This is a genomic window from Sporolactobacillus sp. PKPK-6 (assembly GCF_056678885.1).
Genome location: NZ_JBWXPA010000001.1, coordinates 2,016,220 through 2,031,972 on the forward strand (window position 1 = coordinate 2,016,220; position 15,753 = coordinate 2,031,972).

A 15,753-nucleotide genomic window follows, 5' to 3' on the forward strand; every position below is an offset into this window, starting at 1 on the left:
GAGCGCTTTTTTTTGCGCGCTTTGTGACGGATGCGACACCTCCTGGCCCCGTATTTCTTGATTTGCCCTTGGGGATGATATAATAATTAATAAAGAAACCGATTTCAATTATGAGGTGATTTAGATGAGTCGAACGGAAAAGGCGACATTTGCCGGCGGGTGTTTTTGGTGCATGGTGCAGCCCTTTGATCAGGAGCCGGGCATCGTTGACGTCGTGTCCGGCTATACCGGCGGCCATGTGGAGAATCCGACCTATCGTGAAGTATGTTATGGAAAAACCGGGCATGCCGAAGCGGTCCAGATTACGTTTGATCCGGATGTTTTTCCATACGCTAAGCTGCTTGAGCTGTACTGGCAGCAGATTGATCCTACCGATCGCAAGGGACAGTTCCATGATCGGGGCAGTCAGTATCGTACAGCTATTTTTTATCATAGTGATGAACAGAAGGCACTTGCCGAAGCGTCCAAAAAAGCACTTGAGGAAAGCGGGCGCTTTCGGAAACCGATTGTGACCGAAATTGTTCCGGCAGAACCTTTTTATCCAGCAGAGGACGTTCATCAAAATTATTATCGCAAGGATCCGATGAGCTATAAGCTTTATCGCCAGAACTCCGGGCGGGAGGATTTTATTGCGAAGCACTGGAGCGTAAAAAAAGATCGTAAACAGTTACAGGAAAAGCTGACGCCGCTTCAGTATAAAGTGACACAGAAAAAAGGAACGGAACCGCCGTTTCACAATGAATTTTGGGACAATAAAAGTCCCGGAATCTATGTGGATCTTGTTTCCGGCGAACCATTATTTTCAACCACCGATCAATATGATGCCGGCTGCGGTTGGCCGAGCTTCACCCGACCAATCAGCACGCACCGTATCGTAACGGTTCCGGACAACAGCTTTCTCATGCATCGCAATGAAGTACGTAGCAAACTTGGCGATTCGCATTTAGGGCATGTGTTCCCTGAGCCGTCTGTTTCGACGAAACATCGTTTTTGCATTAATTCCGCCGCGTTGCGATTTATTCCAAAAGAAGACTTGGAGGTGGAAGGTTACGGTGAATATTTAGCGTTTTTTAAATAGAATGATGCGCAATGAGTGGTCTTGAGGCTGCTCTTTTTTTCTGATGAAAAAACGTCTACACTGAAAAGTATTGGAAAAAAGGGGCGTTTAATCAATGCTGCAGAGGAACAAGAACCAACAGGATCATAACCAGGCGGTATTTAAGCTTTCGCCATTTAAAAAACTTTCGGAACAGCAACTGGAGCTGAAACAAAGGATTATGGACTTCTGCAGAGCACATGTATCCAATGACCAAACCGCCTTGTTTATAATACAGGGGGATGCGGGAACTGGAAAGAGCGTCGTGCTCAATTCGGTGTTCAATGAAATCCAGACGGCGGCACGAGCAGGAGGTGCCGATGATTCGCTCACGCATACCAATAATTACTTGATTGTCAATCATTCGGAAATGATCAAATTGTACAAGGAAATCGCCGAGCAACTTCCGAGTGTTCGAAAAAAAGACTTTATAAGGCCTACATCATTTATTAATCAAATGCAGAAATCCGGTAAACGCGCGGATGTGGTGCTGATTGACGAGACTCACCTTCTCCTGACCAAGAGTGATCGCTACAACCGGTTTAATCAGGACAATCAGCTTGAAGAGATTTTAAAGTGCAGCCGCACAGTGATCATGGTCTTCGATGAAAAACAAGTACTGAAACTGAAAAGCTATTGGGATGAAAGCAGGGTTCAGGAATTCATGAGGCGTGTTCCGCACGAAATTTTCTATTTGACTGATCAGTTCCGCATGCGCGCCGATAAGGATGTTCTTAACTGGATTCATGCATTTGTACATAAAGAAGTTTTACCGCTTCCTAAGAAGCAAGACTTTGATTTTCGCATTTTTCAGGATGCCGGCGAACTGTACCAGATCATCAAGGCACGAAACAGTCAGTACCATCTTTCACGATTGATCGCAACCTATGACTATCCGTATGCCTTAGACGGCAGCGATTATTATATCGACGAACCGAATTTTCATGTGCGGTGGGACCGTTCGAAGCCGACAGAAAAGCAGGCATGGGCGGAACGCGCCGATACGATTGATGAGGTTGGCTCGGTATATACCATTCAAGGTTTCGACCTGAACTATGCCGGTGTCATCCTCGGTCCATCGGTGTCCTATGACGAACACGAAGATCGAATCGAAATTCGTACCGAAAACTATGAGGACGGCGCTGCGTTTGTAAAACGAGACGATCTGAAAAATCTTGATGGCATTAAAGAAAAAATCATACTGAACTCCATAAATGTCCTGATGACGCGGGCTGTCCACGGCTTGTACATCTATGCAAGCGATCCAGGGCTGAGACGCAGATTGGCGGAGCTGCAGAAATGAGAAACAAGGGGATTTAACAGCTTCTTTTTTGTACTCAGTCATGCAAAAATTGATAGATTTTCCAAGCCATCGCCAAATTCATCCAATCCTCTGTGCTGGAGAGCTTGACGGACAAAATCTGCTCGATTTGACTGATTCGGTAGTAGAGGGTATTGTGATGAATTGAAAGCGCTTCTGTTGTTTTTTGCAGGTTACGATTGTTTTCCAAATAGACAAAGAGTGTGTGAAGCAAGTCTTTGTTTTTTTGCACATCGTATTCCAGAAGCAACCCAAGATGATCATCAACAAATAAATGCAGTTCATCAGAATCGTGGTTCATCAGCAAATGATCAATGCCGCCGCTTGAGAAGCGATAAATTTTTCCGCTTTTCTTTTTGTGGAGCAGACGGATGCACTGCTTCGCATCATTATAGGATTGATTAATCCGAATAAAGCCCAGTTCAAGACGGCCAATTCCGACTTTTATATGGGACGGAAATTGATTCATGCGTGCGCAGAAACGTGTCAATTTCTGATCGATGGCGCGTTTATCGGACTCCGATGGAAATGAAAGAAAGGCGACTATGTTGCCTCTCCGGTGAGTAACCAGCCCCTTGATGCTCATTTCTCTCATTGCTTGCTCAAGCCACTTCATGCAGGCTTCGCTCGCAAACTTTTCATTAATGCTTGACGAAACATCATGTCCGTATTCGCAGACCAAAACGGTGTAAAAATCTTTTTCGTTTAAATCCAGATTTTTAGCTTGCTGAAGCATCGTTTCATTAAAATTATTCGAAATTATTTGCTCGAAAATATCACCGAACAATTGTCGTTTCGTATTATCAATGGCCTGTCTTTTCATCGATTCCAGCCCAAGAATGGACGCGCTGTATTCCAAAAGGGTTCGATCACTGTCATTGAATGTCTGTACATTAATCCAGGCACAGAGAAAGCCAATTACTTTCTCTGCACCAACGACAGGAATAATCAGAAGAAGGTTTTCGTGGTCCAATTTGAGAAGCTGCCATTTTTTTACACGGATGGAGTAGCGTGCTTCTCTTGTTTTCAGAAAGTTTTCCGGCAGTACATGGCTATTATTCGTCCCACATGAAGCGATCGGGAGAAGCAACTCATCATAATAAGTGATGGGCGTAAGCGTCATTTCGTACATGGCGCGCATAATTTCTTTAATCCCTTTGTTATTACGGATTAGTGTTGTCAAGATATTATACAAATCAAGAGTTTTCTGCAGTTGCTTATGCTCAGTTCGGAGCGCCCGGTAGGTAATCTCAAGTTCACGTTTCGTTTTTTGGGTGTCACGGTGATTCTGATAACGGCCAAACAAAAGGGATACATAATCCATAATGTGGTACATGGTTGTCGCGACTTCATGTGGGAAACAAGCCTTGTCGCTGGATCCTTGGAGGACGACGACACCGAGTGTCCGGCCATCATTAATGATCGGAAAAGAGAGCACGGCATGAGGAGGCTGGCTCATTTTGTTCGCTTGTATCAGCAAGCGTTTATTATCCGGAGAAAGTGATTCCATCCCTTTGCACAGCGCACCTTCATCATTGAAGACAAGTAACTCTTGTTTGGTGAACGTCGTACCCGCAATCGATTCGGTTGGAGCAATCTGGATCTTCTGGTAATATTCTTGATCAAAACCAATTCCTGATCGGACGGCGAGTTTGCGTGTCCGTTGATTATAGAGCAGGAACAAGCCGGAATCGGCACTTGGAATGCTATCAATCAGTATGTTTAATAGTTTCTCATAAAAGGAACCATCGAAAACAGAGACCAGATCATCTGTCAGTTCGCGCCATAGTGTCCGATTAATAGCATATTGCTGTGAGGCAAGTGCGGATTCAAACAAAATCGGCAACCAGTGCCTTTGTTTACGCAAATGAGCGAGGAAAGCTTCCGGTTTGTCGGCAATAAAGGTAACAACATAATTTTCAGTTACAGAAAAATGGCTTGCTCTTTCTGTGTCTGTCTTTTTGAAAAATTTTGAATCAACAACCCAGATGCAATAACTTTGTTTGTTTAGGCATTCCCATAGTGAAAGGTGTTCCAATTGAAAATGAACAGACCACTCTCTAAGCAGCTCATTGAAATAGTGGCGGCTATGCTGTTGTTCTGAGTTGCTGTGTTTGAACGTCAAATTTATATTCCTCTTTCTTTGTTCATGGATGCCTGGTGATCCTCAAGCTTAATCCCTGCCTTTACTGCATTGACCCACTCATAATATTGGTCAATTAAGACATGCTTATTATTTTTATAAATTGAGTACAGTTCTTGAACAGGTTCCGGAGAATCATCGACGCGAAAGTCCACGTATGGGAACCCTTCTTCGGCAGCAACTTTTATCGCCGCTGCTTGTTTTCCACGTGAGTCACCGCCAATTTTGTCTCCTGCGAGCATAGCGGCAAGTAAACGTTCCTGAATCGGACCTTTTGTATTTTCAAAGGTTTCCGCCACGGCGTAAAGAACATCAAGGCTGGTAAGAATATTTCCTTGAACAGCAAATTGATCCCCGATGATATGGCCCTTGGCATCATCGTTTTCAACACCGGTATAGACGGCACTATTACCGAAATGATCCATAACGATGAGCTGACGCAGCTCTCTTCCCGGATCTTTCATCAGCAGTGTATTTAACGTTTCGTTGGCGGTCTTTCCTTCCTCCAAATAGGTCATTCCAATCGGACCGAGAGCAGGGTTGACCCAGCCTTGCGAAGCGATAATACCGATGTTGGCTTTTATCGTCGGCGAATAGGCGCCAATCCCGGGAAAGCATGAAGTCACTGCCGCTCCGAATAATCCTGTTTCTTTACACTTCGCCACAATGGAATAAGTCATTGTCGCGCCTCCTGTACAATGTGACATGCAACATAATGATCTTTCTCTAGTTCAACCCATTCGGGATTCTTTGTTGCACAAATATCTTTAGCAAAGGGACATCGTGTTCGAAAACGGCATCCGGATGGCGGATCAACAGGACTTGGAATTTCTCCTTTAAGCATGATTTTATTTTTTGCCCGGTTTGGATCTGCGATTGGAATTGCCGAAAGTAAAGCCTGAGTATAAGGATGAAGCGGTGTTCGATAAAGTGAATCCCGATCTGCTAATTCTACCATTTTTCCAAGATACATGACGCCGATATGGTTGCTCATGTAGTCGATGACACTTAAATCATGCGAAATAAATAAATAAGTATAATTAAATTCTTTTTGAAGATCCGTCATGAGGTTCAGAATTTGTGCTTGAATACTCATGTCCAGCGAGGCGACCGGTTCATCGGCAACAACGAATTTAGGTTTTAATGCAAGTGCGCGTGCGATGCCGATTCGCTGAAGCTGCCCACCAGAAAATTCATGTGGATATCGGTTCAGATACTGTGAAGGAATCCCAACTGCATCTATTAATTGATTAATAGTCTTCTTTCTATTCTTGCTGTTTTCACCATACGCTTTGAGCGGTTCATTAAGACTGTCATTAATGGTCATTCTTGGATTCAATGCAGAATAAGGATCCTGGAAGATAAGCTGTAAATCTCGTCGCCGTCTCCATAGGTCATGTTTTGACAGTTTAGTCAAATCATGGCCGTCAAAGGAGACCGTGCCCGCGGTAGGCGCGAGAAGCTGCAAGATTAAGCGGCCGGTCGTTGATTTTCCGCAACCTGATTCTCCGACGAGGCCAAGCGTTTCACCCTCGAAAATAGAAAATGAAACGTCATCAACTGCTTTGACTTCTTGCGCGTTCTTCCGCCGCCAACCTTTATTAATTGCGAAAGACTTTTTTAGATTGCTGACTCTGATTAACTCTTTTTTTTGTGAATTCAAATGGAATTCATCCCCTCACTGTGTAGATGGCATGCTACGTGATGATCCTCCGCTGATCTATGCAGATCGGGGTATACCTGCTGACATCTATCAAATGCAAAGGGGCATCGGTCTTTAAACAGACAGCCTGCATTCTGCTCATACAAGTTAGGCGGATGGCCGCTGATTGGGATTAGCTTTTTTCTTGAACCAATTTTCGGAATGGATGCCAGCAATCCCTTCGTATAAGGATGCAGGGGATTATTGAAAAGTGCAGCCACAGGCGCCTGTTCCACAATTTTCCCCGCATACATAACAGCAACGCGGTCACAGATTTCTGCAACAACGCCAAGGTCATGGGTAATCAATAAAATGCCGGCCTGAGTATCATCTCTGAGCTTGACCATTAAATCAAGAATCTGTGCTTGTATGGTTACGTCAAGCGCTGTAGTCGGTTCATCGGCAATAAGCAATGAAGGATTGCCGGCTAGCGCCATGGCAATCACGGCCCGTTGCTTCATGCCACCGCTGAATTGATGTGAAAATTGCTTGGCGCGCGTCTCATAATCCGGAATGCCCACCTTTTGCAGCATTTTTAAAGCAATTGACCATGCTTTATTTTTCGAGGTGCGCTGATGTATCTGTGGTATCTCTGCAATTTGATTGCCGATTGTATAGACCGGATTCAGTGATGACATTGGATTTTGGGCAATAAAGCCGATTTTATTTCCGCGGATTTTCTGCATTTGTTTATCGCTTTTCTGAATAAGATCCTCACCTTCAAAAAAAGCTTCGCCTTCCAAATGTTCATTTTTTCGATAGCCGATTAGTCTGAGGAGCGCTTGCGTCGTCGTGCTTTTTCCGCAACCTGATTCTCCAACCAACCCGAGAATCTCTCCTCTTTTTAAGGTGAAGGAAAGGTCATCGACTGCCTTGACGGTTCGCTTGTTTGTTTTGAAATATGCCTTGAGATGCCGTACATCAAGAAGCAGATCATCCATTTCTGTTTCCTCCAATCTGTCATTGTCCATTGTTGATTCTCGGGTCAAGTGCATCACGTAAGCCGTCCCCGACGACGTTGAAACTCAGGACAGCGAGTGTGATCGCGAGCCCTGGGAAGACTGCGGTCCACCATGACAATTCCATCCAATCCTTGGCGCTGCTCAGCATGATTCCCCATGATGGGGTATCCGGAGAGACGCCGAGTCCAAGAAAGCTCAGTGAAGCTTCAGCTAATATTGCAAAAGCAAAGGAAAGCGTAATTTGTACGATCAGCGGGGATAAGATGTTCGGAAGCAGGTGCCGCAGCAGGATTTTATACTGCTTGACCCCCATTGAATAGGCTGCCTCGATGAACAAAGAGTCCCTGATGTTTAAAACAGCTCCTCGCGCAATACGGGAAAAGATCGGTGTATAGACAATACCGATGGCAAGCATTAGATTATTCAGACTTGGACCAAGAATAGCCATGATGACCAGCGCAAGAAGAATATCAGGCAAGGCAAAGAGTATATCAGTAATTCGTGAAATGATCTGATCAATCCATCCGCCTGCATACCCGGCAATAACGCCCATGAGCGTGCCTAACACAAAAGAAAAACCAACGGCGATGATGCCCACTTGAAGGGAAATGCGCGATCCGTAAATTATTCTGCTGAAAATGTCTCGGCCAAATTGATCGGTACCGAACCAATGCACGGCACTGGGGCCGGTCAAACGAGCTGTTGTACTCATTGCGTACGGGCTTTGCGGGGCCACTTGTTTTGCTAATAGAGCGGAGGCGATCAACAAAAGAATAAACAGCAGACCGCCTACTGCCGCCGGATTATGTCGAAATCGATCCCAAATTTTTATCATGCATCATTACCCCATTTCACTTACATAGTGCTGATTTAGCATTAACTGCAAGTCGTCCGTCTGGAAGGACTTATTTTTTGCATTTATTTATAACGAATTCTTGGGTTTATCAACCCGTAGATGACATCGATAGCAAGATTGATCACAATGAACGTAAGCGCGACAAACAGGATTGTTCCTTGGAGCAGACTGTAGTCGCGGTTGGAAATCGCCTGAAGTGCAAGCTGACCGATTCCCGGTAAGCCGAAAATCTGTTCAATGATCACTGAGCCGCCGAGCAGGTAACCGATTTGAATGCCGACGATCGTTGCGACCGGGACCATGGCATTTCGCAGTGCATGCTTCCAGATGATTCTTAAGTTCCCCGCGCCCTTCGCTTTTGCCATCTTGATGTAGTCCTCTTCAAGGACATCGAGCATTGCTGATCGCGTCGATCGCATTGTAACTGCTCCGACCGCTGTTCCCAGTGCAATCACCGGCATGATCATGGAAAGAAGGTTTCCAGGCACGCTTTTACTCAGCGATTGAAAACCGCTGGATGGAAGCAGGTGCAGATGTAATGAAAAGATTAGGATAAGCAATGTACCGAGCCAAAAGTTAGGGACTGAAATGCCGAACATACCCAGAATACCGGAACCATAATCGGCGGCTGTACCTCTTTTGGACGCGGCGCAGATGCCTAGCGGTATGGAAATAAGCAGGGCGGCAAGAACGCTGAGCAGGGCAAGCTCCAATGTTACAGGCAGACGCTGCAGCAGAGCAGTCAACACCGGCTGATCGGTAAATGAAGAATAACCGAGATTACCACAAAGCACATGGCCGATCCAAATAAAGTATTGGATAATGACCGGCTTATCCAGTCCCATTTGTGCTCGAAGCCGAGCCGCCTGTTCAGGGTTATAATTCGTTCCAAGCATGGCTGTGACTGTATCTCCCGGAACCAGACGAATAAGAAAGAAGGTCAGAATCGAAATGCCAATTAATATAGGAACAGCGATAATCAATCGATGAAGTATATATCTACCCATAAGCCCGCCTCTGATTTTTTTATGTATGAAAAAGACAAGTTGATTTCTTGTCTTTTCCAGGTGGAAATTATAATTATTTGCTCAACCAAGTACTTTCAAGCGACTTTGTTGTAACGGTTGGATTCACATCGAATCCATGAACATTATCTGTCATGGCAGAAGACTGATTGTTGGCATAAAGGAATACCATTGGCGCATCTTCCACGATCAATTTTTGTGCTTGTTCATAAATTTGTTTGCGTTTTGTCTGATCCATGGTCACGCGTCCTTCATCAAGCAGCTGATCAACCTTCTTATTTGAGTAGCCTTGTTGATTGTAAGCGCCGCCTGTATGGAAAATATTGTAGAAAAATTCATCCGGATCTACAAACCCAACCCAGCCTACAATCGTCATTTCAAATTGTTTCTTACCTAAAGCATTGAAGAATACACTGTCTTCCTGCTGCTGAATTTTAACCTTGATGCCAACATCTTTCAGTTGGGCCTTTACGACTTGCGCAGCGTCGATTTGATCCTGAGTTTGACCGACTTTCAATGTGACCGAGAACCCTTTCGGATAACCTGCATCGGCAAGCAGATGTTTAGCCTTTGAGACATCTCGTTTGTTGTACGTATTCAAGTTGGCATAATAAGCGTGTCCCGGAGGAATAGGTCCACCTGTAAGCGGTGTTGCTTGACCGAATTTCACTTGTTTGTTCAGTGCGTCCCGGTCAACAGCCCAAGCGATTGCGTCGCGTACATCCTTATTTTTTAACGGTCCTTTTGTAACGTTTAAGCCAATGTATTCCCAGTAGGTTCCGGTTACAGATTTCACATTAATGCCTGGAGATTTCTGAAGTAGCAGCTTGTCCTTGGACGACAGTTGGAGATCAATGTTCAATTCCTTGTTTCGAATGGCTGTTGTACGGCCGGTATCATCGGGAATAGCTTTGAAAACAACTTTGTTCAAATAAGGCAGTCCCTTTTTAAAGTAGGATTTATTCTTTTCAAGGACCATTTCTTGATCTTTCTTCCATGAAACCAGTTTAAAAGGACCGCTTCCAGCGTCAGTCTGATCAAGCTTTCCTCCGTGTGCGTCAACCACTTTTTGGTTAACGATTGCGTTCATCGGATTAGCCAGAAATGTCAGGAATGGGGCTACCGCTTGTTTCAATGTGATGACTACGGTTGTTTTGTCCGGTGTTTGGATGGAGCTTACAGCCTCAAATTGCTGCGCGCGTACACCCATTTTTTTAATTCGATTAATCGAATACTTAACATCCTTTGATGTCAGCGGATCGCCGTTGTGGAACTTAACATTGTTATAAAGATGCAGCGTGTAGATCTTTCCATCTTTCGAAATTTTGTAATCCTTCACAAGATCTTTTTCAATCACACCGTATTTGCCTTTCTTGTATTGAAAGAGTGTGTCATACATATTTTCAATATAATGAAATGATTGAGCGTTGGTTTCTTTATGCGGATCGAGCCCTTTTGCGTCATTAAGATCGGCAATAGTCAGTGTTCCGCCATATACGGGTTTTTGATCAGACTTGGATGTGCTTGTACCGCCGCTGGACGTATTGCTTGAGGAACATGCGGTTAAGATACCGAATAAAAGCAAGAAACACATTAAGAACGACAACTTCTTCATTGAGTTAAACGCCACCTCTATAAAAATTTGATATCTAAATTATAGATGAGTAAAAATACGAATTATACAGAAAATTCACCAAAAAACAAAAACCGTTTTTTGGGATATATCCCAAAAAAACGGTTGAAATTTGTTAACAAGTACAGATAGTGAGGTGATCAGTGCTATTCCCCTCGCTTAAGAGTCACCGGCAAAACGTAATTTTTCTTAATATCATTGAAATCGTCATTGATTTCTTTTAAGAGCAGATCGACGGCTAATTGAGCCATGGATCGAATGGGTTGAACGATGGTTGTCAGTTCAGGCAGACAGGTCGTGATCGTTTCCGTTCCGTCATACCCGACAATGAAAATATCTTTTTCCCGTTTTCTGACCATGCTCAATGCAATAGCCGCAGTTATATCGTCACCAAGAAACATGCCGTCAAGGTCGGGATGTTTGTCTAAAATTGATGAGAGAATCTGCTTCTTTACTTCTGTATCAAAAGGTAGATCCATTGTATACGTTTTAAAAGGCAGTCCGTGCTCCGTCATTACATCTTCGTAGCCTTTTCGTCGCTGATAGCTGGACAGTGCTTCACGCTGCATCACACTGTTAATGTGAATAATCTTGGTCCGGCCCTGGCGGAGCAGTTCCTCCGCAGCCATTCGGCCGCCTTGATAATTATCGCTGCTGACAACCGTAATCGTATCGGAGACCTTGCGGTCAATCGCGACAATGGGCAGATGCGCACGTTGATAGGTTTCAATGCCGATATTATGTGCACCGACAATCATGCCGTCTACTTGATTGGCGAGAAGCATATTTAAGTATTTATTCTCTTTTTCGGCCTGATCCATTGTATTGCAAATCAGCACTTTATAATTTTTGTCGGATAAAATAGATTCAATTTGAAAGACAAGTTCACCATAAAAGGGATGTCCGGTTGTCGGAAAAATGAGCCCTATGAAATGTGTCTTACTGACAAAGAGCGACCGTGCGATTTCATTTGGGTGATAGTTCAGCTGCTCGATCGCATTATTCACGCGCCGCCTCGTTTTATCACTGATTGCACCTCGGTTGTTGAGCACACGTGAAACGGTTGTCGGTGAGACGCCGGCAAGTTTCGCCACATCTTCTAGTTTTGGTTTTTCTGTCACAATCGAAATCCTCCTCATTGGCGCGAGTGTCCTGCTGATCTTTTTAAATAAATGGATGAAATTCCACCTTTTACTAGTATAACTTAATTTACCGGTAAAAAAGGAATTGTCATTGACTTTCCATTAATGAAAGGGATAACAAAATAAAAAAGTCCCTGCCGGTTCAGACAGAAACTTTTTCATAATGATCTTTCGTGTTAATTGATCATTTTTTTGCGATGAAGCAAGTAGGCGATGGCAAGAATCAAAAACCAGACCGGAGTCACAAAGAGTGCGACGCGCGTGTCGGAAGCCATGCCGATCAAGACAAGCAGGAAGACAAAGAAAACGAGAATGACCCAGTTGATGAACGGTGCAAGCGGCGCCTTGAATTTGGAAGCAGCTGCAAGATCAGGACGCTTTTTCAAATAAATGATGTGGGACACCAAGATAACGCCCCACACCCAGATGAAACAGATGGCACTAATGCTGGTTACGAGTGTGAACACAATATCAGGCAGGAAGTAGTTCAGAACAACACCTACTGAGAGCGCGAGCGTTGAGCTGATGAGCGCCGTGCTAGGCACGGCGCTCTTGCCCAAGACGGAGAAGCTCTTCGGTGCGCTGCCTTCACGGCCGAGTGAGTAGAGCATGCGGCTCGTTGAGAACAGACCGCTGTTGCATGCCGAAGCCGCTGAAGTCAGAACAACGAAATTAATGATTCCGGCTGCGGCGGGAATACCCACAAGCGTAAAGACCTTAACAAAGGGACTGTTGTCTGCATTCAGCTGTGTCCATGGAATAATGCAGAGCATGACAAATAGTGCACCAATATAGAAGAGTAGGACACGAACCGGCAGGCTGTTAATCGCGCGCGGCAGATTTTTCTCCGGGTCTGCGGTTTCAGCAGCGGTAACACCGACAAGTTCAATGCCCACAAAGGAAAAGACCGCCATCTGGAAGCCGAGAAAGAATCCGTTAATGCCATGCGGGAACAATCCACCGTACGACCAAAGATTTTGAATAGACGCATGTCCGGTATCTGTTTTGAATCCGGTAATGATCATAATCAAACCAAGAACAATAAGGGCGATAATTGTAATAACCTTTATAATGGCGAACCAGAATTCGATTTCGCCGAACATTTTCACCGTGAGCAAATTCAAAATGGTCAGAACGATGAGGCATAGAAAGGCTGGGAGCCACTGGGGCACGTTAAACCAAAATTGTATGTACTTACCGACGGCAGTAATATCAGCCATGGCTGTCATAATCCAGCAAAACCAGTAGGTCCAACCGGTTACAAAACCAGCCCACGGGCCAAGATACTCTACAGCAAAGTCTGTGAACGATGAGTAACCTGTATTTGACAGCAGCAGTTCACCTAGCGAGCGCATGACGAAAAATAATGCAACGCCAATGATCAAGTAGGCAAACAAAATGGATGGTCCGGCCAAATGGATTGCTTTTCCCGATCCGAGAAATAACCCGGTACCAATGGCGCCACCGATTGCAATCAACTGAATGTGGCGATTTTTCAGCTTTCTTTCTAGTTGTTGTGTCACTTCTTCATTTCCTTCCTGTTTACAGTCTCTATTTTTTGTGTGTCTTTAAAGAAATATGTGTAAAGACAGCGTTTTTTCATTATAGCAAATTGAATGAAAAAATTGATTGAAGTTTAAGTATAAAGAAATATTTTACAACGTAACAGTGTTATGTTATATTGTTGGAAGTGCTAAGAAAGTGGGGTTGTATATGGAAGATGAATTGATTGCCAAGAAAGATTTACTGGAAATGACCGGGATTTCTTATGGACAGCTGTATCGTTGGAAAAGAAAACAGCTTATTCCAGAGGCATGGTTCATTCGAAAAGCAACATTTACCGGTCAGGAAACCTTTTTCCCGAAAGTTAAGATTCTAAAACGTGTTCAATCCATTTCCGAGATGAAAGATACACTGTCGCTGGATGAGCTTGCTGAACGGTTTTCACCGCAGTCGGTAACAAAAATTGTATTATCTGAGACTGAACTGCTTGATCGAAACATTGTTTCGAATGCTACGCTCACTATTTTCAAGGAATTCGGGTCCGTGCAGCATCGTTTTGACTTTCATGATTTGCTGGCGATGTTCTTTCTTGATCACATGCTGAAAGCGGGTCAAATGAATCGCGCTGAGGCAAACGATTTGCTGAACGTGCTCAAAGAGAGCAGCCATAAAATTTATGATAAGAACAGCTGTCTCTATTTCATTCGAAAAATGGGCGTTTCCATGGTTTTCATTGCCGCAGATGATGTCGCACTTTATTTTGATGACGGCGTGAAGGTTATTGACAAACAGTTAATTTCTGCTGGTGTTGAGGCACTCAAAGCATGTATTGAAAAATCCAGTCGAGACGAAATTTCAAAGGAGGACGTGCAGTCATGAATCAGGAACACAAGCAGAATTTAAAGGTAATGGGAGAGACACAATCAAGCGGCGGTGTGTTTGATAAGGTGAGCATAATGGGTGAATGCACCATTAACGGTTCCGTTGAGGCGAATTCTTGTAAAGTGATGGGCGAGTGCATGGTGTCAGGCGATCTTAGCAGCGATTATTTTCGTAATATGGGTGAAGTAACCATTGGCGGCAGGCTGGCTGCAGCAGAATCTCGGTTTATGGGTGAGACGCGCGTTAAGGGTGATTGCGCGTTAAAGCAGGCATCTATATATGGGGAATTATTTGCCGAGCGGAATCTCACAGGCGAAGACCTGACAATACGCGGAATGCTTCATGCAGCGGGCGATGTGTCTTTGGAAACGCTTGATATGCGCGGTGGAATAAACGTCGACGGCATGCTGAATTGTGATGATATCGACATTACGCTCAAAATAAATACAGATAATTATGTGAACGAAATCGGTGCCGGACGTGTCTCGGTGAAACGAAAACATGCGATTTTCAGTGCCGCGCCTACAAAGCGGTTTCGTGCGGAAACAATTGAAGGCGATCATGTCTCTTTGGAATTTACCGAAGCCAAAATTGTCCGCGGTGTTGATGTAGAAATTGCGGACGGTTGCGCGATTGACCGTGTTGAGTATTCCGGTTCCTATAAGACTAGCGGCCATTTTGATGTTGGAAAGGTCGTCCGTTTAGACAATCAGACGAATTAATTTAATTTCGAAATGAGGGAAAATGAGAATGACTGAGGAAAAGAAAAATTTATCAATCTCCGGTTCCGGAAGCGCGCCAGGCGGCTGTTATGAGGATGTAAAGATCAGCGGCAGCGGCAAGATTCAAGGCGACTTGATTTGCAACAGTATTAATATTAATGGTTCAGGCCGCATCACTGGTGACGCAAAGGCATCGAACGTTGTGATCAGCGGTTCGGCAGTCGTTGAAAAACGACTAATTGCTGAGTCAATCATCATCAATGGCTCATGCAAAACAGAGGAAGATGTCTCGGGCGAACGCATTCAAATTAACGGCAGGGGCAAGGTGCTTGGTTCCATTCATGGTGAAAATGTACGTGTTTCAGGCATTTTGTCGGTCGACGGCGATTTAGAGGCTGAGGAATTTATTGCGGAGGGGCCGGTGAAAATCGGTGGATTATGCAGCGCAGAGCGTATTGATATTGCCTTGTCCGGCATGGCTTCTCATATTAAGGAGATCGGATGTGGGACGCTAAACGTCCATTCTCGTTTTACATCCGCTCTGTTCGGCCAGCTTTTGAATGCGTTCAGCAAAAGAAAACTGATTGCCGATACGATTGAAGGCGACAATATTGTTCTTGAGGATACCGAAGCGAAAGTCGTAAGAGGTAATCACGTGTCCATTGGCGCAGGCTGTTCCATTGGACGAGTGTATTATAAGAGTGACTATAAAAAAGATGATAAAGCTACAGTGCAATCTGCGGTGAAAGAATAACGGGAATCAGAG

At 44.4% G+C, this 15,753-nt stretch carries 14 protein-coding genes; 5 read left to right on the top strand and 9 right to left on the bottom strand.

Features of this window, described 5'->3' with window-relative positions; translation table 11 throughout:
* Positions 1 to 124: 124 nt before the first annotated feature.
* Both msrA and AC1MBV_RS09910 read left to right on the top strand, forming a co-directional pair.
* Positions 125 to 1,078, top strand: a complete 954-nt coding sequence (msrA, locus tag AC1MBV_RS09905; protein ID WP_255747903.1) for a peptide-methionine (S)-S-oxide reductase MsrA — start codon at positions 125 to 127, stop codon at positions 1,076 to 1,078.
* 94 nt (positions 1,079 to 1,172) lie between these two features.
* Positions 1,173 to 2,399, top strand: coding sequence for a DUF2075 domain-containing protein (locus AC1MBV_RS09910; protein ID WP_255747902.1), 1,227 nt, complete (start codon positions 1,173 to 1,175; stop codon positions 2,397 to 2,399).
* Between the two features lie 34 nt (positions 2,400 to 2,433).
* Here AC1MBV_RS09910 and AC1MBV_RS09915 read toward each other — a convergent pair whose 3' ends face one another.
* The 9 genes from AC1MBV_RS09915 to AC1MBV_RS09955 form a co-directional block, all read right to left on the bottom strand.
* Positions 2,434 to 4,542 carry a helix-turn-helix domain-containing protein gene (locus AC1MBV_RS09915; protein WP_255747900.1) on the bottom strand — a complete coding sequence of 703 codons (2,109 nt, stop codon included), beginning with the start codon at positions 4,540 to 4,542 and terminating at the stop codon, positions 2,434 to 2,436.
* Positions 4,543 to 4,544: 2 nt separating this feature from the next.
* Positions 4,545 to 5,240: a DUF1028 domain-containing protein gene (locus AC1MBV_RS09920; protein WP_255747898.1), complete on the bottom strand. Its 696-nt coding sequence runs from the start codon at positions 5,238 to 5,240 to the stop codon at positions 4,545 to 4,547.
* Positions 5,237 to 6,223 carry an ABC transporter ATP-binding protein gene (locus AC1MBV_RS09925; RefSeq protein ID WP_255747896.1) on the bottom strand — a complete coding sequence of 329 codons (987 nt, stop codon included), beginning with the start codon at positions 6,221 to 6,223 and terminating at the stop codon, positions 5,237 to 5,239. Before AC1MBV_RS09925 ends, AC1MBV_RS09920 begins: the two co-directional genes overlap by 4 nt.
* A complete protein-coding gene (locus tag AC1MBV_RS09930; protein ID WP_480948170.1) occupies positions 6,220 to 7,203 on the bottom strand; it encodes an ABC transporter ATP-binding protein in 984 nt (327 codons plus the stop codon). The genes AC1MBV_RS09925 and AC1MBV_RS09930 overlap by 4 nt, the downstream gene beginning before the upstream one ends.
* Before the next feature lie 19 nt (positions 7,204 to 7,222).
* Positions 7,223 to 8,059 carry an ABC transporter permease gene (locus AC1MBV_RS09935; protein ID WP_255747894.1) on the bottom strand — a complete coding sequence of 279 codons (837 nt, stop codon included), beginning with the start codon at positions 8,057 to 8,059 and terminating at the stop codon, positions 7,223 to 7,225.
* An 83-nt stretch (positions 8,060 to 8,142) separates the two neighbouring features.
* Entirely contained in the window at positions 8,143 to 9,087 is a 945-nt protein-coding gene (locus AC1MBV_RS09940; RefSeq protein ID WP_255747892.1) for an ABC transporter permease, read from the bottom strand.
* 73 nt (positions 9,088 to 9,160) lie between these two features.
* Positions 9,161 to 10,720: an ABC transporter substrate-binding protein gene (locus tag AC1MBV_RS09945; RefSeq protein WP_255747890.1), complete on the bottom strand. Its 1,560-nt coding sequence runs from the start codon at positions 10,718 to 10,720 to the stop codon at positions 9,161 to 9,163.
* A gap of 164 nt (positions 10,721 to 10,884) precedes the next feature.
* Entirely contained in the window at positions 10,885 to 11,859 is a 975-nt protein-coding gene (locus tag AC1MBV_RS09950) for a LacI family DNA-binding transcriptional regulator (RefSeq protein WP_255747888.1), read from the bottom strand.
* 197 nt (positions 11,860 to 12,056) lie between these two features.
* Positions 12,057 to 13,403, bottom strand: coding sequence for an amino acid permease (locus AC1MBV_RS09955; RefSeq protein WP_480948171.1), 1,347 nt, complete (start codon positions 13,401 to 13,403; stop codon positions 12,057 to 12,059).
* Positions 13,404 to 13,593: 190 nt separating this feature from the next.
* Between AC1MBV_RS09955 and AC1MBV_RS09960 the strand changes: the two genes are divergently transcribed.
* The 3 genes from AC1MBV_RS09960 to AC1MBV_RS09970 are packed head-to-tail and all read left to right on the top strand — an operon-like array spanning position 13,594 to position 15,741.
* On the top strand, positions 13,594 to 14,262 hold the full coding sequence (locus tag AC1MBV_RS09960) for a YhbD family protein (protein ID WP_255747885.1): 669 nt from the start codon (positions 13,594 to 13,596) through the stop codon (positions 14,260 to 14,262).
* On the top strand, positions 14,259 to 14,987 hold the full coding sequence (locus AC1MBV_RS09965) for a hypothetical protein (protein ID WP_255747884.1): 729 nt from the start codon (positions 14,259 to 14,261) through the stop codon (positions 14,985 to 14,987). Before AC1MBV_RS09960 ends, AC1MBV_RS09965 begins: the two co-directional genes overlap by 4 nt.
* Positions 14,988 to 15,015: 28 nt before the next feature.
* The gene (locus tag AC1MBV_RS09970) at positions 15,016 to 15,741 is read left to right on the top strand and encodes a bactofilin family protein (protein ID WP_480948172.1); all 726 of its coding nucleotides are present in this window, start codon (positions 15,016 to 15,018) and stop codon (positions 15,739 to 15,741) included.
* Positions 15,742 to 15,753 lie beyond the last annotated feature (12 nt).

Bases quoted from the DNA above. Each gene is read 5' to 3' on its own strand.
- msrA (WP_255747903.1), top strand. From the start codon at position 125: ATGAGTCGAACGGAAAAGGCGACATTTGCCGGCGGGTGTTTTTGGTGC.
- AC1MBV_RS09910 (WP_255747902.1), top strand. From the start codon at position 1,173: ATGCTGCAGAGGAACAAGAACCAACAGGATCATAACCAGGCGGTATTT.
- AC1MBV_RS09920 (WP_255747898.1), bottom strand. From the start codon at position 5,240: ATGACTTATTCCATTGTGGCGAAGTGTAAAGAAACAGGATTATTCGGA.
- AC1MBV_RS09930 (WP_480948170.1), bottom strand. From the start codon at position 7,203: ATGGATGATCTGCTTCTTGATGTACGGCATCTCAAGGCATATTTCAAA.
- AC1MBV_RS09935 (WP_255747894.1), bottom strand. From the start codon at position 8,059: ATGATAAAAATTTGGGATCGATTTCGACATAATCCGGCGGCAGTAGGC.
- AC1MBV_RS09940 (WP_255747892.1), bottom strand. From the start codon at position 9,087: ATGGGTAGATATATACTTCATCGATTGATTATCGCTGTTCCTATATTA.
- AC1MBV_RS09945 (WP_255747890.1), bottom strand. From the start codon at position 10,720: ATGAAGAAGTTGTCGTTCTTAATGTGTTTCTTGCTTTTATTCGGTATC.
- AC1MBV_RS09960 (WP_255747885.1), top strand. From the start codon at position 13,594: ATGGAAGATGAATTGATTGCCAAGAAAGATTTACTGGAAATGACCGGG.
- AC1MBV_RS09965 (WP_255747884.1), top strand. From the start codon at position 14,259: ATGAATCAGGAACACAAGCAGAATTTAAAGGTAATGGGAGAGACACAA.
- AC1MBV_RS09970 (WP_480948172.1), top strand. From the start codon at position 15,016: ATGACTGAGGAAAAGAAAAATTTATCAATCTCCGGTTCCGGAAGCGCG.